Genomic DNA, 22828 nt, shown 5'->3' on the forward strand with positions numbered 1-22828 from the left:
CCGCCGCCAAAGCGGCCGGTCGGCGGCCTGCGCATCCTGTGGATCACCCCGATGCGCGCCCTGGCCGCCGATACCCTGCGCGCCCTGCAGGCGCCGCTGCCGGCGTTGCTGCCGCACTGGCAGGCCGGCATGCGCACCGGCGACACCTCCTCGGGCGAGCGCGCGCGGCAGATGAAGAGCTTGCCGCAGGTGCTGGTGACCACGCCCGAGAGCCTGTCGCTGCTGCTGTCGCAGGCCGATGCCCAGCAACGCTTCGACCGGCTCGACGCCATTGTGGTCGACGAATGGCACGAGCTGATGGGCAACAAGCGCGGCGTGCAGGTGCAACTGGCGCTGGCGCGGTTGCGCCGCTGGCGGCCCGAACTGGTGATATGGGGCCTGTCGGCCACGCTGGGCAATCTGGAGCAGGCCATGCGCGCCCTGCTGGGACCAGGCGCGGCCGGCGATGCCGGCGTGCTGGTGCAGGCCGGCCAGCGCAAGCGCATCGAGATCGATACCCTGCTGCCGCCCCAGGCCGGGCGTTTTGCCTGGGCCGGCCACCTGGGCCTGCAGATGCTGCCGGCGGTGGTAGCCGAGATCGAGCACAGCAACAGCACCCTGGTGTTTACCAATACCCGCTCGCAGTCCGAACTGTGGTACCAGAACCTGCTGGCGGCGCGCCCCGATTGGGCCGGCCTGATCGCGCTGCACCACGGCTCGCTCGACCGTGAAGTGCGGGAATGGGTCGAGGCCGGCCTGCGCGAGGGCCGTCTCAAGGCCGTCGTGTGCACTTCCAGCCTGGACCTGGGGGTCGACTTCACGCCGGTCGAACGGGTCTTGCAGATCGGCAGCGCGCGCGGCGTGGCGCGGCTGTTGCAGCGCGCCGGCCGCTCCGGCCACCAACCGGGACGCACCGCGCGCGCCACGCTGGTGCCGACCAACAGCCTCGAGCTGCTGGAGTCGGCCGCCCTGCAATCGGCGGTGGCCGCCGGGCGCATCGAACAGCGGCCGGTACCCGACTGTCCGCTCGACGTACTGGTACAGCACCTGGTGACGATTGCGCTGGGCGGCGGCTTCAGCCCCGATGCGCTGCTCGACGAAGTGCGCCAGACCTGGTCCTATCGCCACCTGCGCCATGACCAGTGGCAATGGGCACTGGACTTCGTGGTGCGCGGCGGCCAGAGCCTGACCGCCTATCCCGAATACCAGCGGGTGCAGCCGGACGAACAGGGCATCTACCGCGTGCCGGTGGCGGCCATTGCGCGCCGCCACCGCATGAACGTCGGCACCATCGTGGCCGATGCCAGCATGCATGTGCAATACCTGCGCGGTGGGCGTATCGGCACCATCGAGGAAGGCTTCATCGCGCGCCTGCGGCCGGGCGACCGTTTCCTGTTCGGCGGGCGCATGCTGGAATTCGTGCGGGTGCACGAGATGACGGCCTGGGTCCGGCGCTCCACCAGCAGTAGCGGTGCCGTGCCGCGCTGGCAGGGCGGCCGCCTGGCGCTGTCCGATACCTTGGCCCATGCCGTGCTGGACCGCTTGCAGCAAGCCGAAGAAGGCCACTACGATGGCCCCGAGATGCAGGCCGTCAAGCCGCTGCTGGCGATACAGCAACGCTGGTCGGCACTGCCCACGGCGCAACGCCTGGTGGTGGAACAGCTCAAGAGCCGCGAAGGACATCACCTGTTCTTCTACCCGCTGGCCGGGCGCCTGGTGCATGTGGGGCTGGCCGCTCTGCTGGCCTGGCGCATCAGCCGCGAGCAAAGCGCCACTTGGTCGATCTCGGTCAACGACTACGGCTTCGAGCTGCTGGGCGCCAAGCCGCCGGACCCGGCCCTGTTGATGCCCGAGGCCGCGGCCACGCTGTTTTCCGACGACCACCTGCTGGCCGACGTGCTGGCCAGCCTGAACGCGACCGAGTTGTCGCAGCGCCGCTTTCGCGAGATCGCCCGCATCGCCGGGCTGGTCAGCCAGGGCTATCCGGGACAGGCAAAGAGTACGCGCCAGTTGCAGGCGTCGGCGGCGCTGTTCTTCGAGGTATTTCGCAAGCATGACAGCGGCAACCTGCTGTTGACCCAGGCCCAGAGCGAGGTGCTGGAGCAGGAACTGGAGCTGCAACGGTTGCGCCAGACGCTGGCCGAGCTGCGCAGCCGCCGGTTGCAACTGATGCCACTGGCGCGCCCGACGCCGCTGGCCTTCGGCTTGATGGTCGAACGTTTTCGCGAAAAGCTGTCGACCGAGAAAATGTCGGACCGGGTAGCCCGCATGCTGGGAGAACTCGAACGCGCGGCCGACCGGAGCATGCCATGAGCAGCGACCGCTTCGAGGTCGAGGGCCAGCAATTGACCATGCTGCCCGAACGCGCCCTGTTGTGGCAGCAGCGTGCGATCCTGGTGGTGGCAGACGTGCATTTCGGCAAGGCCGCTGCCTTTCGCGCCAGTGGCGTTCCAGTGCCGCACGGCACCACGCGCGCCAATCTCGACGCGCTCGATGCACTGGTGGCGCGCCATCGGGTACGGCACATCGTATTCCTGGGGGATTTCCTGCATGCCCGCGCCGGCCGCGCGCCGGCTACGATGGCCGAGCTGGCGCAATGGCGCGCCCGTCATGCGTGGCTGGAACTGACGCTGGTGCGCGGCAACCACGACCTGCACGCCGGCGATCCGCCGGCCGCGCTAGGCATGCGCATCGTCGACGAACCATGGCACCTGGGACCGTTGGCGTTGTGCCACCATCCGCGGCAATTGCCGGGCGCCTTCGTACTGGCCGGCCACGTCCATCCGGTCTACCGCCTGGCCGCCGCCGGTGACGCCCTGCGCCTGCCCTGCTTCGTGGTCGATCGGCACGGCGCCCTGTTGCCGGCCTTCGGTGCCTTTACCGGCGGCTACCAGGTCACGCCGCAAGCCGGGCAACGGCTGTACCTGGTGGCCGACGATCGCATCCTGCCGTTGCCGGCGTTGCCGGCCTAGAACTTGACCTAGAACTTGGACGACAGGCCCACGTTCCACTTGCGCTCGGGGTCGCCCGAATCGGGCAGCAAGCCCTTCGAGTAATCCAGGCTCACGCCGATGTTCTGGTTGAGGTTGTAGGTCAGCACGGCCTTCCAGTAATGGATGCTGCGGTCGCCCTGCAGCGCCTTGAGGCCGGTAAAGGTGGTGGTGAAGTCGAACGGCAAGGCCGGGTTGGTCGAGGCCAGCGTGAAACCGGCCTGCGCGCCCAGGCGGACGAAATCCTGGTGCTGGTCGTAGACCGCCGGGTCGCCCCGGTCGAGATAGGTACCGTTGCGGCTCTGGCCGATCAGGATCGGCTTGACGGCCAGGCCGTTGCTCCAGCGCACGAAGTCGTTCAACCACCCCTGGCGCACCGGCGTATAGGTGAAGTTGACGGTCAGCAGGCGGCTGCCGTCGGTATTGTTGATCAGGTAGTCGGGCCGCGCGGTGAGGTCTTCGGTATTGCCCGAGTCGGCATGCGTGAAATGGAACCCCGACAGCATACCGAACTGGCTGGTGCGGGTGGTGGTGGCATTGGGGTTGCCATCGGTGTAGACGGTGACCCGGTTCTGCTTCAGGCCCACGTAGGGCACCGCCTCGTAGGTGCTGCCGGGCTCGCCGAAGGAGCGCTTGCCGAACGAATAGCCGGTGTAGACCACGATGTCGTTGGTACGCGACTGCGCCACGTCATCGCTGGCCAGCGACAGGCGCGCCCGCTCCACCGAGGCATAGCCGGCCGCATTGCTGCGGTCGATCGAAAGCTGGTCGGGGTTGCCGCGCACCCGTACATTGTCGAACCAGCTGGGTTCACGGGCCGGCGCGGCAGGCGCGGCCGCGGGCGTGGCGGCCACGGTAGGCTGGCCGGCGGTCCCGGTGGCGGCGGCGGCCACCATGCTGGCGGCGGCTGCCGAATGCGGCAGGCTCGGGCGCGCCGCGGCCGCGGTGCAGACCAGCGCGGTGGTATTGCCCTGCGCCAGGAAGGCCCGAGCATCGGACTTGCCGCTAGACTTGAATTGCGCGTCCTTGCCGTCGAGCAGGCCTTGCAGGTCCTCGCCGAGGTGATCGACGTTGCAGCTGTCGCCGCTGCAGCTGGCCGCACCGGCGCTCTTTTCGGCCGCGCGCTTGGCCAGCAGCCACGACGCCAGCGCACGGTAGGAAGACAACGGCGCCGGATGATCGCCCACCGACAGGTAGGCGGTACTGACCGGATAGGTCTTGAGCAGGTAGGCCGCCAGTTTTTCCTTGTCGAGTGCCTGCCCGGGGGCGCAATCGATGGCGCCGGGCCCGCCAGCGCTGGAGCCGGCGGATTGGGCGTGGACGACGGCCCAGGGCAAGGAACACAGCATGACTGCTGCAAGCGAATGCATTTTGCGTTGCATGGGTTTCCTCTTGAGGGGGATTGAATGGCGTTGCAACGGCACAGGCCGCAGCCGGCACGGCGACCGCCCGGGACCGGCAGGCGACACTGCGCTCAGGCAGGCCAGCTGATCGGTGGACGGTCAAACGCAGGTATGGATGCGCTGCAGCGCAAAATGTTCAATTCGGCTGCAGTTTTTTACGCGGCGACGGGACGCCACTCGAGTTGGCCCAGCAGATGGCGATGGATGATGATCTTATAGCTGTCCAGATCGAAGCCCGGGCGGTTTTTCTGCGAGCTGCGCATCGTCAATTGACGATGCTCGTGGTCCAGCGTGCCCAGGTAGCGCCACTGGTCGACCACATGCACCTGGCGCAAGCCATCCTGGTGCTCGACGATGCCCATGCGGCCGACGAAGGGCCAGGGCACGATACGCAATTCTTCCAGCGCTGCGTTCAGGCGTTGCTGGTGGTCATGGTGCGACTCCTCGCCGGTGCAGGCGCCGCGGCAGCGACGGATCTGGCGGCCGAAGCAGGCCATGCCCTCGCCCGTGGACGGCTCCAGCCCGGTGACGAACGAGCACAGGCCGTGTTGCGCCACCAACTGGTGCAGCGCCTCCTGGGCGGCGCGTTCCGATCCGAACACGCCGAACAGCGGATGATTGGCCGCCACTTCGTGTTCCGACACCCGCGCCACGCCGGGGCGGCCCTCGGCATCCAGGCGCAGCGTAAACAGGCAACGCTTGTCGCGTGCCTTCTTGTTATGCAATGGGCGCAGTTCGCGCAGCAACTGGGCTTCGAGCAGTTCGGCGCCGATCTCGCCGGCGCAACGGTGATGCTCCACGCGGCGGGTCTGGCGCACCAGCATCTGCTCGTCGTGGTTGTTCAACTGGGCCAGCACGCGACCGCGCAGGTTCAGGCTGCGGCCCACATACAAGGGCATGTCGTTGGCGCCGCGCAGCACGTACACGCCGCAGGCCTGCGGCAGGCTGTCGATGCTGGCGCGCTCGATATGGATCGGATAATTGGCGGTGGCAGCCCGATGCGCTGCCGGCTGGGCGGCATTGAAGGTGGCGGTGGTGCGCTGGCCGTCGCGGTTGCGCGCCATCGCCGGTGCGCCCGGCATCAACGCCGGGTAGCCCCCACCCAGCAAATGGCTGGTCAGCATGTGGTTGAGCGAGTGGCGATAGCTGGAGTGATTCATCATCTGGGACATTCTTATATCTAAGCTTGCAGTACGGGAGCGCGGCGATGGCACCCCCTGAAAAAGTTAAAGTGGATTATGAAGTTCAGGCGCCAACTGCTCAGTCGGCAGGACGATGAAGCTCATGTAGGACATCGCCTCTAATCGTTGCAACCGGGAAATATCGTTGACATCATGTCAAGCCTGTTTCCTGGCCGGGGTACGGCTCTTGGCGGTACCGGATCGGGCCGTGCCCTTGGCCGTGGCGGTCTTGGCGGTGCCTTTCTTTGCCGTGCTGCGCTTGGCGCTCGGCTTGGCCGCCTTGCCGGTCCTGGTTGCCTGCCTGGACGTGGGAAGTGCATGGACCGTGGCCTGCTTGTCGGCGACCTCCCTGCCCTTGCCCTTGCCTTCCAGGCTACTCTTGAGCAAGGCCATCAGGTCGACCACCTTGCCGCTACCGGCGGCACTGGCCGGCGCGGATTGCGCGTCGGCCTCGGCCATTTCGTGGGTCTGCCCGCTCTTGATCTTCTTCTTGATCAGCGCCAGGACGTCATCGCGATAAGTATCGCGAAACTGCTCCGGGTTCCATTGGCTCGACATCTGGTCGATCAGGGCCCGGGCCATATCGACCTCCTGCTTCGACACCCCCGACTTCCTGGCATTGCGTGCCGGCAATTTCAGGTCATCAGGCGGGCGCAGTTCGGTCGGATAGCGCAGCGTGATCAGGTGCAGCAGGTCACCCTGGGGAATCAGCGCGGCCAGGTGCTGGCGGGTACGGATGACGATCTGGGCGATGGCCATCTTGCCGCTGGCTTGCAGCGTCTCGCGCAGCAACGCATAGGCCTTGTCGCCGCCCTTGGTGGGCGCCAGGTAATACGGTTGCTCGTAATACAGGATAGGCACCGATTCGATCTCGACGAAGCTCTGGATATCGACACTCTGGGTGGCCTCGACGTTGGCCTGGCGCAGGTCTTCGTCCGACATCAGGACGAACTTGCCGTCTTCGTATTCGTAGCCCTTGACGATGTTCTCCCAGGCCACCTCGCGGCCGTTCTTCTTGTTGTAGCGCTTATACCCCACCGGCGACAGGTCGCGCTTGTCGAGCATCGTGAAGTCGAGCTCGTCGTGTTGCTCGGCGGTGTACAGCTCGACCGGGATGTTGATCAGTCCGAAGCTGATGGCGCCTTTCCATAGTGCACGTCGCATGGCAATTTCCTCCCTGACCAGATGCCGGCAGTATCGTGCGCAAGCCCCGCCGACACAGTCGGCCTGAGGATGAACTTGCCGTAGGACAGCCAGTTATCGCACGCGGTTCGGGCCCGCCGCGTGGCCTGGCTTATGAGTTCTCCTACAGGCATTTACCGCTGGGTCCGATATGGACGAGTCGCCGGCTGGCATAACCTGATGCTCTTCGTTGTCATCGCCAGAGGAGCCCTCATGACCGCCACCGTTGCAGACATTCTTGTCGATACCCTTTACGAGATCGGCGTGCGCCAGATCTTCGGGGTGGTCGGCGACGCCTTGAACCCCTTGACCGAGGCACTGCGGCGCGACAAACGCATCGAATGGATCGGCGTGCGCCACGAAGAAGGCGCCGCCTTGGCTGCCGCCGGCCAGGCCAAGCTGACCGGGCGCCTGGCGGTGTGCTGCGGCACCACCGGCCCCGGTGCCAACCACCTGGTGGCCGGGCTGTATGAAGCCCGCAAGGACCACGCGCCGGTGCTGGCCATCTCGGGCGGGGTGCCGGCGGCGCGGCGCGGCACCGATTACCTGCAGGAAAACAATCCCGATATCCTGTTTCGTGACGTGGCCGTCTATACCCAGACCGTCACCAGCGCCGAGCAGGCGCCAGCGGTGATCCACCAGGCCATCGCCCAGGCCCTGGCGCAACAGGGCGTGGCGCACCTCAATATCCCGGCCGATGTCATCGGCGCCAAGGTCGGCCAGCCGGTGCCCAGCGTCAATACGCTGCAACCGCCGCTTGAACTGGCGCCGGCCGAGCAGTCGCTGGACGCGGCCGTGGAACTGATCGACGGCGCCAAGTCGGTGGCCATCTTCGCCGGCAACGGCTGCCGCGACGCCATCGACGATGTGCTGGCACTGGCCGAGAAACTGCAGGCGCCGGTAATGCATACCTTCAAGGCCAAGGACATGGTGGCCTACGACCACCCGCAATGGATCGGCGGCGTCGGCCTGATCGGCGGCGCCCCCGGCACCGATGCCCTGCAGCGGGCCGAGGTGGTGTTGATGCTGGGCACCGACTATCCCTATTCCGAATTCCTGCCGACCAAGAGCCGCATCATCCAGGTCGACCAGCGCGGCTTTGTACTGGGTCGCCGGGCGGCCGTCGAAGTGGGTATCACCGGTTCGGTGGCGCCCACGGTGAGGCAACTGCTGGCCCGCGTGACGGGCAAGACCGATAGCGCATCGCTGCAGCAGGCCAATGCCGAGCGCGAGAAATGGAACGCCACGCTGGACACCAAGGCCGAGGCCAAGCGCCACCACAAGAAGATCAAGCCGCAGCGCCTGGCGCGCGAGCTGGGCGAGCATGCCCGCAGTGACGCCGTGTTCGTGGTCGATACCGGGGTGGTGACGCTGTGGTGCGGCAACTGGATCCGCCAGCGTGCGCGCCAGCGCCTGCTGGCTTCTTTCAACAACGCCGCGGTCGGCACCTCGCTGGGCCAGGCCAACGGCATCCAGAGCCTGGACCGCAAGCGGCAGGTGATCGTGGCGGTCGGCGATGGTGGCTTCACCATGCTACTGGGCGAGTTCATGACCAGCGTCGAGCACCGCCTGCCGGTCAAGGTAGTGGTCTTCAACAATCGCCAATGGGGCCTGGTCCATCTGGAGATGGAAGAAGCCGGCCTGCCCGCCTTCGACGGCGCCGAGTTTCCCAACCCCGACTTTGCCGCATTTGCCGTGGCCTGTGGCGGCGCCGGCTTTACTGCCCGCACCCCCGACGAACTCGAGGCCGGCATCACGCAATTGCTGGCCGCGCCGGGGCCGGCCGTGCTCAACGTGTTCATCGACCCCGACGAACTGCCCAGCATGCCGCACATCAAGATGGAACAGATCCTGCGCTTTGGCCTGGCCAAAGTGAAGGAAAGCCTGATTGCGATGAAAGGAGCCTGACATGACCCATCCCGACGCTACCGACCACCAACGTCGCCAGCAATATGCGCAAGAATTGCACGCCCGTTTCGAGGCCTATCGGCTGGGGGCCATCGAGCACTGGCCGGTGGCCGAGCAGCCGCTGACCGAGACCGCTTTTGCGGCGGCGCGGCGCGAGCTCGAGCTGATGACGGGCGCCATGTTGCACCCCGGCGAAAAACCACGCGACCTGAGCGCGCCACCGGCGGCCGGAGGTGCGCAGTATGAAGATGTGACCCCGGCGCCATGGCCGTGAATTCTTCCGGCTTTCTTACACTCGCTTGGGCGGCCATCTTATAGCCGCCAACGATGGGTGACGGTAACCTGCAATGACTGGCACTCTAAAGGAGAATCCCATGACTGAAAAAAAACAGGAAACGCGCCCTGTCAAGTACGACACCCCGTCGGAAGTGGCGCTGGACGAGGCAAGTGAGATGAGCTTTCCCAATAGCGACCCGGTGGCTACATCCAACATCACGCGCATCACGAAGGCGCCTGAGATGCCGCACGCGGCAGAGGATCACCAGAACAGCCACCAGGTCAAGCAGTCCGAAAAGGCCGGCAAGACCTGAGGCATGGCTGCTGACACCAGGGCGGCCCGCAGTTCCGGCCGCCTTTTTTGCGTCGCGCCGATCAATTGCAACTTCATAGGAGAATCCCATGGCAAATCGTTTTGACAATCTCAAGGTAGCGGTGCTGGTCACCGATGGCTTCGAACAGGCGGAGTTGCTGGAACCCAAGAAGGCGCTGGAGGCGGCCGGCGCCACGGTGCATATCATTTCCGACCGCAAGAGCAGCGTGCAAGGCTTCAAGCACGTCGACAAGGGCGAGGTGGTGTCGGTCGACAAGTCGATCGACGAAGCCCGCGCCGAAGATTATTCGGCGGTGCTGTTGCCGGGCGGCGTGGTCAATGGCGACGCCCTGCGCATGCTGCCCCAGGCACGCACGTTCATTCGCGCCGCCAACGATGCCGAAAAGCCGATCGCCTCGATCTGCCACGGCGGCTGGTTGCTAATCTCGGCAGGCATCGCCAAGGGACGCACCGTCACCAGCTGGCCCAGCCTGCAGGACGATTTTCGCAATGCCGGTAGCCAGTGGGTCGACCAGGAAGTCGTGCGCGACGAGAATTTCGTCTCTTCGCGCAAGCCTGACGATATCCCTGCCTTCAACAATGAATTGCTCAAGCTGCTCGATGAACAGCAACGTCGCGAGCAGAACAGCCCTGCCGTTGCCGCCACCGATGGCGACCCTACCATCGCCCAGAAAGGCCGCCTCAGCGCCAAGGGCACCGCGCCTGCGGCCCCGCCGCAGCACGAGAACGAAGCCTTTGCCGTGGCGCGCGGCCAGGCCGAGCAAGACGCAGGCTGAGCGCAGCGTCGGCCCCCGCCGGGGGCTGGATCAAGTGGCCAGGCCGGACGTACCCGATACAGGGCCCTGCACAAGCAGGGCCCTGTTGGTATTGGTCGTCATGGATCGGATTTGTCTTGAAAATGCCGCAGGAAGGCATGCAATGAACAGGCCGAGCCGTGTGAACTCACGGGCATTGCGGCAACCTGCCAACGAGGCTCGATTGCTGCGTGAAGTCAGCTGAAGTCAGCTGAAGTCAGCTATTGACGATCTCGCCGCCATTGGGATGCAACACCTGCCCGGTCATGTACGAGGCACCCTGCGTGGCGAGCAGCACATAGGCGGGTGCCACCTCGTCGGGTTGGCCAGGGCGGCCCAACGGCACGTTGCTGCCGAATTTCGCGACTTCCTCGGCGCTGAAGCTGGAGGGAATCAGCGGCGTCCAGATCGGGCCCGGCGCCACCGCATTGACATGGATGCCGCGCTCGGCCAGTTGCAGGGCCAATGAACGGGTAAAGGCGACGATGGCGCCCTTGGTGGCAGCGTAGTCGAGCAGGTGCTTGCTGCCGCGATAGGCGGTCACCGAGGCGGTATTGATGATGCGCGCGCCCGATTGCAACAGCGGCAGCGCGGCGCGGATCATGTAGAACATCGAAAACACGTTGGTGCGGAAGGTATGCTCCAGCTGCTGCGGCGAGATGTCTTCGATGCTCGCCTGGGGGTACTGCTGGGCGGCATTGTTGACCAGGATATCGAGCTGCCCGAATTTCTCGACCACGGCCTGCACGGCAGTCGTGCAAAAATCGGGATCGGTGATATCGCCCGGCAGCAACAGGCATTCGGTGCCGTATTGCTGCGCCAATCGCTGCGTTTGGCGCGCATCTTCGTGTTCGTCCAGGTACACCAGCGCCAGGCGGGCGCCCTGCTGGGCGTAGGCCAAGGCGACGGCGCGACCGATGCCGCTGTCGCCACCGCTGATCAAGGCCACCTTGCCGGCCAGTTGCGGCCCGGTTGGCGGTGGGGCGTAGCGCGGCGCGGGGTCCATGGCCGCTTCACTGCCCGGCTGATGGGACTGGTGCTGGGGAACGAGCGTATCGGACATGCGGATTTCCTAGTGATGCGGCTTGTGCGTGGCTTGCTGCGTCTTGCGTGCCAAGGCCACCAGTTGCTGGGCAACCTTTTCGGCCTGCTTGCGCTTGCTGCAAATGCGCACGCCGCAATTGGCTACCGCCATGTCCCACAGGTGATCGACGTGGATGTCGACATAGGCGGCGTACTTATGCTTGTCGAGTTTGGCCACGCGCGGGACGAACTTGTCGAATGCCAGTTTCATGCTGCACTCCTTGGAGAAATGCAAAACGCTCATGCAAGTTGGGCAGCATCGCATGGAGTGCGATCCTGCCCGCTTCAAACCGGTCCCGGCGCGACAAGTCGATTACTTGACGGCGTCGACCTTGGCCTTGAGATCGTTGCCCATCTGCAGATGTTCTTGCAGGTCAGGCAGGGTCTTGACGGCAAAACTGCGCACTTCCGGATCTTGCGCCGAGGTGCTTGCCTTCTGGAACAGCTTGACCGCATCCTTGTGCGCGGTGACACCGATCATGCTGGCGTAGCGCTTGTCGAAGGTGGTACCGCTGAGCTTGTCGAGGATCGCGATCTTGCCGCGCTGGGCCATGCTGGGCTCGCTGGGCACGCTGACATCCTTGCTCGAGGCCAGTTGCTTCAGGTCGGCGCCGACCTTGGTATGTTCGTCGATCATCTTCTGGGCGAATTTCTTCACGTCAGGGTTCTGGCTCTTCTCCAGTGCGATCTTGCTGGCGGCAACCTCGGCATTGCCGGCTTCGGCCGCATTGACCAGGAAGCTCTTGTCCTTGCCCTTGACGCTCTGCGCATGGACGGCACCGGCGGCCAGGGCCAGGCCGGCGAAACACAGGGCGGCAGCGCCGGCGGCGCGGCGCAGTCGGGTTGGCGATTGAGTCTGGAGTTGCATGGCGTTTCTCCTATGGTTATTGAATACGGATTGCTTCACTGTAATGGCTGTACGGTGGCGCTTGCATCAGACAGCGCCAACGACGGGTGTAAGAATCCCGGAAGCGCCGGTAAGTGCCAGGCAGCAAGGATCGACCCGGCCGAGCTTGCTTCACTGGTCGTTGCGACGGCGGTTGCGCAGGTAAAGTACCTGGCCCAGCAAGGCGGTCAACAACAGGAAGATGTTCGATACCACGAACACCACGTCTCCCTGCAGCATGCTGTAGGTCACGAATCCAGCCGATGCCACCAGTTGCCCGGCGAACAGCCAGTGCGACACGCCCTGGGTAGAGCGACTGCGCCATTGCTGGTAGACCTGCGACGAAATCGTCAACAGCAGCACGATGGTGGCGCCCCATCCAATGAGGTCGGTCAGTTCAGGTTTCATGGCGTCATCATGAGCCTCCACCGTGGCCATGGCAGTCAGCCGGGTGCGCAAGTTGCTGTAGGACAGGTCCATGGTCAGTGCTTCGGGTATGCGCATGCGCGAATCGGCTGACTGCCATTAAGGCGATTGATGCATTGCATCATGGGCGCGCCTTGCCTAGTCTGGTTGCAGATCCCCTTTTCCCTGCCTTTTCCCTTTTATTCCTTTTTATCATGGAGAACGACATGCACCCTACCCGCACCATTGCCGATGTCATGACCCGCAGCGTGCACACGTTGCGCCCTGACGATTCCATTACCCTGGCCGCGCGCACGATGGACGAGCTGGATATCGGCGCCGTGATGGTACTGGACGGCGAACAGCTGGCAGGCCTGGTGACCGACCGCGACATCGTGCTGCGCGCGGTGGCACCCGACCTGGGCCGCGACAGCACCTTGCGCGATATCATGAGCCACGATGTGGTGTGGTGTTACGAAGATGAACCGGTCGACGATGTGCTCGACGACATGGTCCAGCGCCAGATCAGGCGGGTACCGGTGCTGGATCGCCAGCGCCAGCTGGTCGGCATGGTCAGCCTGGGGGATATTGCAGCCAAGACACAGAATGCCGGCATCGCTGGGGCGCTGGGCGAGATCTCGCTACCGGCCGCGCCGCGTCGCCGCAGTGCGACATCAAATGCTGGCGAACTGCCCGAAGTGGTCAATGCCGACCTGGCAGAGGTCAACCTGGGCCGCAGTTAGACTTGCCATGAAACGGCGCATTCTGTAAGGGTTTTTCTGACACGGCAATACGGCACTGTCCGATCTTTTTTTTTGCGCTGCGACTATATGATTCGTTCACGTACTCGAAACCGATGGACAAAAGCTTCTAGCCGGAACGTCCCCCTCCGACCGGCCATGAACATGTCCTCCCCCAATCGGTTTATCCCCACGAGTCGTTTCATAAGCAGAAATTCATCAGAGATTCCCCCGATCTTTGGCGTCTATATCCCCTCCCCCTCTGGCCGCCTCCCCCGGGCGGCCATTTTTTTTCCTCTTGCCAGCGCCTATCAGAGATGCGCGCTTTGGTCGTCGCGTACGGCCCCGTGGATGCCGCGTTGTGTCTCGACATATTCGACCGCCTCGCGATAAGCCGATTCGCGCAGCTCATGCAGGCTATCCAATACATGGGTATGCGCATCGCCGCCATCGGCCGCGCCGATCAGCACCACGCCCCTGAACCCGCCCCCGGGCAATTCCTCGACGCCGGCCTGCAGATTGGGCGCGGGCCATTCGTGTACGTTCTGCCCGCCGGGCAGATCGACTGGTATCGACATGCGGTTCTCCTTGTGTGGTTGAGTTGCCTGGCCTGGTTCGCACCAGCCCCGACTTTATCGCTGCTTCCTCAAAGCTTAGTCATTTCCCTTCGGCACCACCATGAGACGAGTCCTTCAATAGGCGTAAGATGACTTGAAGATGAGCCGCAGGGCATTGCGCCAGCGACCGGCTCGTCCATTGCCACCGGGAAATTTAATGCCGATCGATTATCTTCGCCAACTGACCAGTCCTACGCGCTCGGAGTTGTCAAATCGCCACCTGGGCTATTGCCTGGCCTTCGTTGCCGGTGCCGTCAACGCCGGCGGCTTTCTGGCAGTCGGCCAATATACATCGCATATGTCGGGCATCGTTTCGGCGCTGGCCGACAACCTGGTGCTGGGCCAGGTCATGCTGCTGGCCAGCGGGGCCGCTTCGCTGCTGGCCTTCATACTGGGCGCGGCGACAGCGGCGGTGCTGGTCAACTGGGGGCGCCAGCGCCGCCGGCACAGCGAGTACGCCATGCCGCTGCTGCTGGAAGCCGGCTTGCTGCTGGCCTTTGGCGTCATGGGGCACCAGTTGCAGGGACAGCACCTGCATGTCGTCACGGCGACGGTGGTCTTGCTGTGCTTCGTGATGGGCTTGCAGAACGCGCTGGTAACGAAGATATCCCGCGCCGAAATCCGCACCACCCACGTCACGGGCCTGGTGACCGACCTCGGCATCGAGATCGGCCGCATGTGTTACTGGCGCGTGGCCGCACGCACCGAGCGCGCGCTGGCGCCATCGCCGCGCAGGTTCTTGCTGCTGGGCATGCTGTTGCTGATGTTCTTTTGCGGCGGGGTCATTGGCGCCATCGGCTTCTCGGCTATCGGCTTCATGGCCACGCTGCCGCTGGCCGCTGTGCTGCTGACGCTGGCACTGGTACCGGTGTGGGACGACCTGGTCCATCACCAGGCCCGATAAACGCAGCGGCCAACAAAAAAGGCGCTCAGCGCGCCTTTCCGTTTTTTTCTTGTCAATTATCTGCAGTTCAAGCCTGGTGCTGCACCACGTTGTCCGATTGCGGCTGCTGGGACGAGGCCGATGACGACTGGGGCGTGCTTTGCGTCATCTGTGCCGCGCCGTTGGCTGCATTGGCGTTCTTGCGACCATGGCTGTTCAGGCCACCCTTACGACCCGCTTCGCGTGCCTCGGCCGAGGTGAACTCATGGGCAGCGCCCTTAGCATGGGCTGCCTTGCCGCCCATGCTCGCAATCTGACGTTGTTTCTGCGGATCCATCGCTGCAAAGCCACGGTTGCTGTTGCTACCGGGATTTTGTGCATTTGCCATGTCTGACTCCTTTGTCTGTCTGGAATGGTCGGATGAGGGTTCAATTAGCGTACAGCCGGCCGATCGAGCCTTCTGTCCACGTTTGCAGTGTAGAAAGCATCGACGGATGTAACTATCAGTCAAGGCCATCAGCTACTGTAGGCCTCGACCGTAGGAATTGAAGGAATCGGTGAAGATGAGCTTACCGTGCGGCAATCAACCGCGCCCGTTGCCCTCCAGGCCGACCAGCTCGCATCACAGGGCGCCCGGTCTTGTGACCGCGCTGTTCCAGCCGAGTTTGCTGTAGAGCCGGTAGCGCAATAGGCCCAGGTATTCGTGCAACGCCACCTCGGTCACCATGAAGTTGTAACTGCAGGGTATCCAGCAAGGAATGGCCGCCAGGTAATCGGCGCGTACCGGCAGGGCCGTGACACCGGCGTGCTCGAAATAAAGCAGGCTTCGCATCAGGTGCACGCCGGAACTGACCAGCAGCACCTGGTCGTGCGCCCGGTCCCGCAGGACAGCCGCGGTGAATTGCGCGTTCTGCCACGTATTCATGCTGCTGGACTCGAGCACCAGGTCTGCCCTGTCGATTCCCAACTCGTTCAGGTAGACGCCATAGACGGCAGCCTCGGAGGCGCCATGATGGCGGGCATCGCCGCCGCTGACGACGACGGTGCAGCGGTTGCCGGATTGCCTGCAGTGGCGGTACAAGGCCAGGGTCTTGCTCAACCGGCCATGGCCGAACATGCCGACTTCCACGCCATTGCCAGGCAGCACCTGTTCGGTGCCCACCCCCAGCATGACGATGGCGTTGCGCGGTTGCCAGTGCAGCTGTGCCGGGCTGGCAAAGGGCGCCTGCAAGTGTTCGAGCAGGCGCTGGGGCAGTATGCCGCAACCGATGGCCAATAGCAGGACGAACGCGGTCGCCATGAGGGTCCGGCTCAGCAGCAAGCGCTGGTACCGTCCAAACACCCCTGCCACCAGCAGGATAAGGAGCAAGGTAGTCAATAGCATGGGCCTCGTTATACCCGCATGTCCTGGGCGGGACAATGGAAGAACTTTGCAACCACAGGATCTTTGCTGTCTCCGGCAGGCCGGGAAATCCCTGCTATGTCCATAAGGCGATCAAGCACAAGACAAGGCAAGGCTGGAATAGAAGAACCAAGTACTGTATATTTATACAGTACTGAATTTTTCGATATTTTTTGAGAGCCTACCTTTTTCATGCTCAGCTCCAGGTCCGGCATGGGTGCTCCCGAGCGCATCCATCCTTCGTTATGGCTAGCCTCCCAGCTGGCGCGCGGTGGCGCGCGCGGGGTGCCGACCGGCTTCGATGCGCTGGACGCGGAGCTGCCCGAGCGCGGCTGGCCCAACGGCATGCTCATCGAGTTGCTGCTGCCCTACAGCGGCATCGGCGAACTGCGCCTGTTGCGTCCGGTGCTGGCCGACCGCCCCGAGGCTGGCCAGCACGGCCGCATCGCCCTGCTGCAGCCACCGCATCCGGTCAATGCGCCCGGCTGGATGCATCTGGGCGTGACGCCGCAGCGCCTGCTGCAGCTGCAGGCGCAGCAGCGCGATGCGCTGTGGGCGGCCGAGCAGGTGCTGCGGGCCGGATGTTGCCATGCGTTGCTGATGTGGCAACCACGACTGCGCGGCGAGGCATTGCGGCGCCTGCAACTGGCCGCGCAATCCAGCGCCACGCTGTTTTTCATGATGCGCCCGATGTCGTGCGCCGCCGAGTCCTCGCCGGCACCCTTGCGGCTGGCGCTGCATCCGGCGCGCGATGGCCTGGAAATCGGGTTCATCAAACGTCGTGGGCCACGGCGCGACAAGCGCCTGTTCATTCCTCTGTCGCCTTCTCCGAATTTGCAACGCCATGTCCCTGTGGATCGCCGTTCACCTGCCATTGCTACAGCTCGAAGTCTTTCGCCCGAACTGGGACGATGAGATCGCCGCCGTGGTATTCCACCAGGACCGCGTCAGCGCCCTGTCGGCGGCGGCGCGCGCGCAAGGCGTGGCCGAGGGCATGCGTCGGGGCAGCGTGCAACTGCTGTCGCCCCAGGCCAGCTCGCACGAACGCGATATCGCCCGCGAGAGCGTCCTGTTGCAGGACACCGCCCTGGCGCTGCTGCAGTACACGCCGCAGGTCACGCTGGCCGAACACGACTGCGTGCTGCTGGATGTGGGGGCCAGCCTGCGCCTGTTCGGCGGCATTCGCGCGCTGTGCCGCAAGGTGCGCACCAGCATCGCCCGCCTCGGGCTGTCGGCCACCCTCAGCTGCGCCGTGAGCGCCACCGGCGCCTGGTTGCTGGCGCGCTTCGGTTACGTGCGCACGCTCGGCATGGCTTCGTTGCATCGCCGTCTCGACCGCTTGCCGGTGGCCCTGCTCAGCGCCGCCCTGCCGCACCTGGACTGGCTGCATGGCCTGGGTTGCCGATGGCTGGGTGAACTGCGCCGGCTGCCACGCGCCGGATTGCAACGACGCTGCGGCAAACCCATGCTGGACATGCTCGACCGGGCCTACGGCCAGGTGCCCGAACTGCATCGCTGGATCAGTGCCCCGCCGGCGTTCCGGATGCGCCTGGAATTGCCCGACCGTATCGACCAGGCCGAGCTGCTGGAACGCCACGCCCAGCGCCTGTTGACCCAATTGGCCGGATGGCTGGCGGCGCGCCAGCTGGCGCTGCAGCAACTGCGCCTGCTGCTGGAACACGAACGGGGTCGCCAGGCCATCGCACCGACCGACATCGTGCTGTCGCTGGCCGCGCCCACCTGGCAGGAAGACCACCTCTTGCTGTTGCTGCGCGAACGACTGGCGCGCGGGCAATTGGGCGCGCCCGCCATTGCCATGGTGCTCAGTGCCGAACGGGTGGCGCCGCGGGCGCCGGTGAGCGACACCCTGTTTCCCGAACCGGGTGGCTCGGTCGACGACCAGCGCCGCCTGATCGAACTGCTGGTGGCGCGACTGGGGGCGCAACACGTATTGCAGGCGGCCCCCGAAGCCGATCACCGCCCCGAAACCAGCAACCGCTGGCTCAGCGTGCTGCAGCGCCCGGCACCACGCCACGCATTGCGCGCGGCTGCCTCGCACCTGCCGCCACGCCCCTTGTGGCTGCTTGATACGCCACTGCCACTGGCCCTGCACGATGACTTGCCGGTCTACCGCGGCGCGCTCACCATGGCCTCGCCGGTCGAGCGCATCGAGGCCGGCTGGTGGGAAGGACAGCCGGTGACCCGCGATTACTACACCGCGCATGACGCCAGGCATGTCTATTACTGGATCTTCCGCCAGTGGAGCGCCGGTCCCGCCAGCGGGGCGCCGGCGCAATGGTTCCTGCACGGCCTGTTCGGCTGAGATCGCCATGCAATCCTCCCTGCCCCTGCCGCTGGCCTCCTATGCCGAGCTCTACTGCCGCAGCAATTTCAGCTTCCTGCATGGCGCCTCGCATGCCCAGGAGTTGGTGGAACGCGCCATCGAGCTGGGTTACCAGGGCCTGGCCATCACCGACGAATGCACGCTGGCCGGGGTAGTACGCGCCCATGCCGCCCTGCTGGAACTACGCAAGAAGCATATCGGGCTCGACTTCCGGTTGCTGATCGGCAGTTGCTTCCGGCTCACCTGCGATGCCTCCGATGCGCCCCTGGCGGCCATGACGCTGGTGGTGCTGGCCCAGAACCGCGAGGGCTACGGCAACCTGTGCGAACTGGTCACGCGCGCCCGCACCCGCGCCGCCAAGGGCAGCTACCTGCTCACACCCGACGACCTGGCCGCACCACCGCCGTCGCTGTCGCACTTGCGCGCCCTGCCCGACTGCCAGGTATTGCTGGTGCCGGACTATCCAGCCGACGAGGCCGTGCTCGATACCCAGTTGCGCTGGTTCACCCGCTTGTTCGGGCCGCGCGGATGGCTGGGACTGGCGCGGCTGTACCGGCCACTGGACGACGTGCATCATGCGCTGCTGGCCCAGGCTGCATTGCGTCATGACGTCGGCCTGGCGGCCGTGGGCGAGGTGCTGATGCACCATCGCATGCGCAAGCCCCTGCAGGACGTGCTGAGCGCCATCCGCCTGGGGCAGCCGGTGCAGCAATGCGGTTACGCGCTGGCGCCCAATGCCGAACAATGCCTGCGTCCGTTGTCGCGACTGGCGAAGCTGTACCCGTCGGCGGCACTGGCGGCGACCATCGAGATCGCGCGCAGCTGCAGTTTCTCGATGTCGGAACTGGCCTATGAATATCCGGACGAAGTGGTGCCGCTGGGCATGACGCCGGCCCAGTACCTGCGCCAGGAAACCCTGGCCGGCGCGCAGCGGCGCTACCCGCGCGGCGTGCCGGCGGGGGTGCGGCAACAGATCGAGACCGAACTGGAGCTGATCGCCAAGAAGGACTACGAGGCGTACTTCCTGACGGTCTACGACCTGGTGGTGTTTGCCCGCGAGCGCGGGATCCTGTGCCAGGGCCGCGGCTCGGCCGCCAATTCGGCGGTGTGCTATTGCCTGCACATCACCGAGGTCAATCCGGTCGAGACGCGGTTGCTGTTTGCGCGCTTCATCAGCGAGCAGCGCAACGAGGCACCTGACATCGATGTCGACTTCGAGCACCAGCGCCGCGAAGAAGTGATCCAGCACATCTACCGCAAGTACGGTCGTCGGCGCGCGGCCCTGGCTGCGGCCGTCCACAGCTATCGTCCGCGCGGGGCGTTGCGGGAAGTGGGCCGTGCGCTCGGGGTCGATGCGGCACTGGTCGACACCGTGGCCAAGACCCAGCACTGGTTCGATTCGCGCGAGCAATTGCTGCAACGCTTCACCGAGGCCGGGCTCGACACCAGCCTGCCGCAGGTACAGCGCTGGGCCGAGCTCAGCGCCGCGCTGCTGGGGTTTCCACGGCACCTGTCGCAGCATACCGGCGGCTTCGTCATCGCCCGCGGCCAGCTGTCGCGACTGGTGCCGATCCAGAATGCGGCCATGGCCGAGCGCTCGGTGATCGAATGGGACAAGGATGACCTGGAGTCGCTCAACCTGCTCAAGGTCGATGTGCTGGCGCTGGGCATGCTGAGCGCGCTGCGTCGCACGCTGGAGCTGGTGAGCCTGTGGCGTGGCCTGCCGCAGGTGATGTCGATGTTCGATATCCCGCGCGACGACGCCGCCACCTTCGACATGATCTGCCGGGCCGATACCATCGGCGTGTTCCAGATCGAGAGCCGGGCCCAGATGAGCATGTTGCCGCGCATGCAACCGCGCAACCTGTACGACCTGGTGGTGCAGGTGGCGATCGTGCGCCCCGGCCCGATCCAGGGTGGCATGGTGCATCCCTATCTCAAGCGGCGTGAGCTGGTGCGCAACGGCGGCAGCTTCGATTACCCCGACAATCGCCAGAAGAGCGGCCGCATCGAAGAAGTGCTCAAGCGCACGCTGGGGGTACCGATCTTCCAGGAGCAGGTGATGGAGGTCGCCATCGAGGCGGCCGGCTATACCCACGACGAGGCCGATCACCTGCGTCGCTCGATGGCCGCCTGGAAACGCAAGGGTGGCATGGGGCCACACTTCGAGCGGCTGGTCGGGGGCATGCTCGACAATGGCTATACGCGCCAGTTTGCCGAAAGCCTGTTCCTGCAGATCCAGGGTTTTGGCGAATACGGGTTCCCCGAAAGCCATGCGGCCAGCTTCGCGCTGCTGACCTATTTCAGCAGCTGGCTCAAGTGCCACGAACCCGAAGCCTTCCTGTGCGGCTTGCTCAACAGCCAACCGATGGGGTTCTATTCGCCGTCGCAACTGGTGCAGGATGCGCGTCGCCATGACGTCACGGTGTTGCCGGTCGACGTCACCCGCAGCAATTGGGAATCGACCCTTGAAATGCCGGCCGCCGGTGGCCGGCCAGCGGTGCGCCTGGGCATGAGCCTGTTGCGCGGCATGCCGCTCGAGGCGGCCCTGCGCATCGAGACCGCACGCGCCGGCCAGGCGTTTTCCGATGTGTCGGACCTGGCGCATCGTGCCCACCTCGATCGCGCCGCCCTGGAGGCCCTGGCCTGCGGCGACGCCTTGCAGCGCCTGGCCGGCCACCGGCGCCATGCCTTGTGGCATGCGGTGGGAGCGGTGCCCGACCGCGACCTGCTGCAGGCGGCCCCACGCCAGGACGAAGCCGCCGAACTGCGCGCGCCCACCGAAGCCGACGATATCCTGGGCGACTACCGGGCCACCAACCTGAGCCTGCGTCGCCATCCGCTGGCACTGCTGCGCCCGCAGTTGCAACGGCGCCGCTTCATGACGGTGGAACAACTCGATACGCTGCAAAATCGCCAGTTCGCCTGCTGCTGCGGGATCGTGACGGTGCGCCAACGCCCCGGCACGGCCAAGGGCGTGATCTTCATGACGCTGGAAGACGAGACCGGCTCGGCCAACGTCATCGTCTGGCCGGCAGTGCTGGAGCGGCAACGCAGCGAAGTGCTCAATGCGCGCCTGCTGGGGGTATTCGGCAGTTGGCAATGCCAGGGCGAGGTGCGCCACCTGGTGGCGGGCCGGCTGGAAGACCTGACCCACCTGCTGGGCCAGCTACAGCCGCGCAGCCGCGATTTTTGCTAGCCACCGCCTGCTTACGCGGGCTGGGCCAGGCGGTAGGCGTCGCGCCCTTCGTGCTTGGCGCGGTACAGGGCCACGTCGGCCTGGTGCACCAGCGCGTCCCAGCCCAGCATCTGGCCCGGGCGCAATACCACCAGGCCGACGCTGATGGTGACGGTGGCGCCATGCTCGAACCGATGCTGGCGCACCGCCTCCACCAGGCGCTGGCCGATGCGGGCCGCCTCGCCTTCGTCGAGGCCGGGGAAGACGGCGCAGAACTCCTCGCCGCCGTAGCGTCCCAACAGGTCGCCCTGGCGGCAGTTCTGCTTCAGCAGCCCGGCAATGGCCGTGAGTACCCGGTCACCGACCAGGTGGCCGAAGGTGTCGTTGATACGCTTGAAGTGGTCGACGTCGATGAAGGCCAGGGTCAGGCTTTGCCGCTGGGTCACCGCCTGCTGCAGTGCGACTTCGCCACAACGCACCAGCTCGCGCCGGTTGAGCGCGCCGGTGAGTTCGTCTTCGGTGGCCAGGCGTTGCTTGTCGGCCACCAGCCGCTCGAAGTACAGCAGCAGCAGTGCCGCCGAAAACAGCAGGCTCCCCCCCATCGGGATCATGTAGATCAACAGCACGCCCAGCGAACTCATCTGCGGCGGCTCGAACAAGGCCGGCTGGCTGGCCGCCAGCACCATGCGCGCGATATAGGCGCCGCTCAGGGTGAGCACCGAGGCCAGCCCCATGCCGCGTCCGAAGCCCCAGCGTGCATAGTGGCGCGCGGCCGGTCCCGACAGGCCCCGTACCAGTTCGATGAACACCAGCGTGAAGACCAGTTGCATGGCCGCCACGGCCAGGTAGGCGCGCCGGGTGAAGCTGACGTCCTGCGCCAGCAGCCAGCCGAACAGCACCGCAAACAGGGCCACCATCAACCAGTTCCACAGCTTGGCCGGGCGCTGGTAGAAATGGCGCAGGCCGCTCCAGGCCGCCACCGATCCGGCAAACAGTGCGGTATTGCCCAGCAGCAGCGCGCTTTGCCGCCACACGCCGGGTGCCGCCATATAGCCCGACACCACCACCACGATGCCCAGCGCCACCAGCACCCCGGACAAGGCCCAGTAGCGCGTGCAGCGCTCGCTGGGCGTGCTGGTGAAAACCCCGGCCATGACCAGGCTGCTGCACAGTTGTACTATCGCCAGCGAAGTGCTGGCAGTGAAAGGATCCATCCGACAATCTACGGCGTGTTGATACGAAG

The 22828-nt window shown here is 65.2% G+C and carries 22 protein-coding genes and 1 pseudogene; 11 read left to right on the forward strand and 12 right to left on the reverse strand.

The genetic code is table 11. From position 1 onward, the window contains the following. Both PMI40_RS12580 and pdeM read left to right on the forward strand, forming a co-directional pair. Positions 1 to 2292, forward strand: a 2292-nt coding sequence (locus PMI40_RS12580) for a ligase-associated DNA damage response DEXH box helicase (protein WP_008115868.1), incomplete at its 5' end; no start/stop codon positions are given. Continuing rightward, positions 2289 to 2951 carry a ligase-associated DNA damage response endonuclease PdeM gene (gene pdeM / locus PMI40_RS12585; RefSeq protein ID WP_008115870.1) on the forward strand — a complete coding sequence of 221 codons (663 nt, stop codon included), beginning with the start codon at positions 2289 to 2291 and terminating at the stop codon, positions 2949 to 2951. The genes PMI40_RS12580 and pdeM, both read left to right, overlap by 4 nt. Before the next feature lie 8 nt (positions 2952 to 2959). On the opposite strand, the gene PMI40_RS12590 is transcribed toward pdeM, so the two are convergent. The 3 genes from PMI40_RS12590 to PMI40_RS12600 all read right to left on the reverse strand — a co-directional run bounded on the left by PMI40_RS12590 (position 2960) and on the right by PMI40_RS12600 (position 6717). After that, complete coding sequence (locus tag PMI40_RS12590) at positions 2960 to 4351, reverse strand: hypothetical protein (protein ID WP_008115871.1); 1392 nt, start codon at positions 4349 to 4351, stop codon at positions 2960 to 2962. A gap of 176 nt (positions 4352 to 4527) precedes the next feature. Continuing rightward, positions 4528 to 5544, reverse strand: a complete 1017-nt coding sequence (locus tag PMI40_RS12595) for a nucleotide excision repair endonuclease (RefSeq protein ID WP_040501991.1) — start codon at positions 5542 to 5544, stop codon at positions 4528 to 4530. A 165-nt stretch (positions 5545 to 5709) separates the two neighbouring features. After that, positions 5710 to 6717 carry a Ku protein gene (locus PMI40_RS12600; RefSeq protein WP_008115876.1) on the reverse strand — a complete coding sequence of 336 codons (1008 nt, stop codon included), beginning with the start codon at positions 6715 to 6717 and terminating at the stop codon, positions 5710 to 5712. A 231-nt stretch (positions 6718 to 6948) separates the two neighbouring features. On the opposite strand from PMI40_RS12600, the gene PMI40_RS12605 reads away from it, so the two are divergent. From PMI40_RS12605 to PMI40_RS12620, 4 genes and pseudogenes are all read left to right on the forward strand, one after another. Continuing rightward, complete coding sequence (locus PMI40_RS12605; protein ID WP_008115878.1) at positions 6949 to 8643, forward strand: thiamine pyrophosphate-binding protein; 1695 nt, start codon at positions 6949 to 6951, stop codon at positions 8641 to 8643. Between the two features lies 1 nt (position 8644). Further along, the gene (locus PMI40_RS12610; protein WP_008115880.1) at positions 8645 to 8917 is read left to right on the forward strand and encodes a hypothetical protein; all 273 of its coding nucleotides are present in this window, start codon (positions 8645 to 8647) and stop codon (positions 8915 to 8917) included. A 100-nt stretch (positions 8918 to 9017) separates the two neighbouring features. Continuing rightward, a complete protein-coding gene (locus tag PMI40_RS12615) occupies positions 9018 to 9233 on the forward strand; it encodes a hypothetical protein (RefSeq protein WP_008115884.1) in 216 nt (71 codons plus the stop codon). Positions 9234 to 9321: 88 nt separating this feature from the next. After that, positions 9322 to 9864, forward strand: a pseudogene (locus tag PMI40_RS12620) (type 1 glutamine amidotransferase domain-containing protein); the annotation flags it as partial. A gap of 400 nt (positions 9865 to 10264) precedes the next feature. Here PMI40_RS12620 and PMI40_RS12625 read toward each other — a convergent pair. The 4 genes from PMI40_RS12625 to PMI40_RS12640 form a co-directional block, all read right to left on the reverse strand. Continuing rightward, positions 10265 to 11110 carry an SDR family oxidoreductase gene (locus PMI40_RS12625; RefSeq protein ID WP_008115890.1) on the reverse strand — a complete coding sequence of 282 codons (846 nt, stop codon included), beginning with the start codon at positions 11108 to 11110 and terminating at the stop codon, positions 10265 to 10267. A 9-nt stretch (positions 11111 to 11119) separates the two neighbouring features. Next, positions 11120 to 11341 (reverse strand): hypothetical protein, encoded by a 222-nt coding sequence (locus PMI40_RS12630; protein WP_008115892.1) that lies wholly within the window; start codon positions 11339 to 11341, stop codon positions 11120 to 11122. Positions 11342 to 11443: 102 nt separating this feature from the next. Next, the gene (locus PMI40_RS12635; RefSeq protein ID WP_008115894.1) at positions 11444 to 11998 is read right to left on the reverse strand and encodes a DUF4142 domain-containing protein; all 555 of its coding nucleotides are present in this window, start codon (positions 11996 to 11998) and stop codon (positions 11444 to 11446) included. Positions 11999 to 12148: 150 nt separating this feature from the next. After that, the gene (locus PMI40_RS12640; RefSeq protein ID WP_008115895.1) at positions 12149 to 12520 is read right to left on the reverse strand and encodes a SemiSWEET family transporter; all 372 of its coding nucleotides are present in this window, start codon (positions 12518 to 12520) and stop codon (positions 12149 to 12151) included. Positions 12521 to 12648: 128 nt separating this feature from the next. Between PMI40_RS12640 and PMI40_RS12645 the strand changes: the two genes are divergently transcribed. Next, the gene (locus PMI40_RS12645) at positions 12649 to 13164 is read left to right on the forward strand and encodes a CBS domain-containing protein (protein WP_008115898.1); all 516 of its coding nucleotides are present in this window, start codon (positions 12649 to 12651) and stop codon (positions 13162 to 13164) included. 308 nt (positions 13165 to 13472) lie between these two features. Here PMI40_RS12645 and PMI40_RS12650 read toward each other — a convergent pair whose 3' ends face one another. Next, positions 13473 to 13739: a hypothetical protein gene (locus PMI40_RS12650; protein ID WP_008115900.1), complete on the reverse strand. Its 267-nt coding sequence runs from the start codon at positions 13737 to 13739 to the stop codon at positions 13473 to 13475. Between the two features lie 196 nt (positions 13740 to 13935). On the opposite strand from PMI40_RS12650, the gene PMI40_RS12655 reads away from it, so the two are divergent. Continuing rightward, complete coding sequence (locus PMI40_RS12655) at positions 13936 to 14682, forward strand: YoaK family protein (protein ID WP_008115902.1); 747 nt, start codon at positions 13936 to 13938, stop codon at positions 14680 to 14682. Between the two features lie 67 nt (positions 14683 to 14749). Here PMI40_RS12655 and PMI40_RS12660 read toward each other — a convergent pair whose 3' ends face one another. From PMI40_RS12660 to PMI40_RS23875, 3 genes are all read right to left on the reverse strand, one after another. Next, positions 14750 to 15049: a KGG domain-containing protein gene (locus PMI40_RS12660; protein WP_008115905.1), complete on the reverse strand. Its 300-nt coding sequence runs from the start codon at positions 15047 to 15049 to the stop codon at positions 14750 to 14752. A 234-nt stretch (positions 15050 to 15283) separates the two neighbouring features. Continuing rightward, complete coding sequence (locus PMI40_RS12665) at positions 15284 to 16045, reverse strand: YdcF family protein (protein WP_008115908.1); 762 nt, start codon at positions 16043 to 16045, stop codon at positions 15284 to 15286. A gap of 8 nt (positions 16046 to 16053) precedes the next feature. Then, the gene (locus PMI40_RS23875; RefSeq protein ID WP_157221518.1) at positions 16054 to 16257 is read right to left on the reverse strand and encodes a hypothetical protein; all 204 of its coding nucleotides are present in this window, start codon (positions 16255 to 16257) and stop codon (positions 16054 to 16056) included. On the opposite strand from PMI40_RS23875, the gene imuA reads away from it, so the two are divergent. The 3 genes from imuA to PMI40_RS12680 are packed head-to-tail and all read left to right on the forward strand — an operon-like array spanning position 16256 to position 21606. Beyond that, the gene (imuA, locus tag PMI40_RS12670) at positions 16256 to 16978 is read left to right on the forward strand and encodes a translesion DNA synthesis-associated protein ImuA (RefSeq protein ID WP_051001807.1); all 723 of its coding nucleotides are present in this window, start codon (positions 16256 to 16258) and stop codon (positions 16976 to 16978) included. The genes PMI40_RS23875 and imuA overlap by 2 nt on opposite strands. Beyond that, positions 16908 to 18386: a DNA polymerase Y family protein gene (locus PMI40_RS12675; RefSeq protein ID WP_040501994.1), complete on the forward strand. Its 1479-nt coding sequence runs from the start codon at positions 16908 to 16910 to the stop codon at positions 18384 to 18386. Before imuA ends, PMI40_RS12675 begins: the two co-directional genes overlap by 71 nt. Positions 18387 to 18393: 7 nt before the next feature. Then, positions 18394 to 21606, forward strand: a complete 3213-nt coding sequence (locus PMI40_RS12680) for an error-prone DNA polymerase (RefSeq protein ID WP_008115915.1) — start codon at positions 18394 to 18396, stop codon at positions 21604 to 21606. Between the two features lie 11 nt (positions 21607 to 21617). On the opposite strand, the gene PMI40_RS12685 is transcribed toward PMI40_RS12680, so the two are convergent. Then, entirely contained in the window at positions 21618 to 22799 is a 1182-nt protein-coding gene (locus PMI40_RS12685) for a diguanylate cyclase (protein ID WP_008115919.1), read from the reverse strand. Positions 22800 to 22828: the final 29 nt, after the last annotated feature.

Source organism: Herbaspirillum sp. YR522, assembly GCF_000282575.1.
Classification (GTDB): domain Bacteria; phylum Pseudomonadota; class Gammaproteobacteria; order Burkholderiales; family Burkholderiaceae_D; genus Herbaspirillum.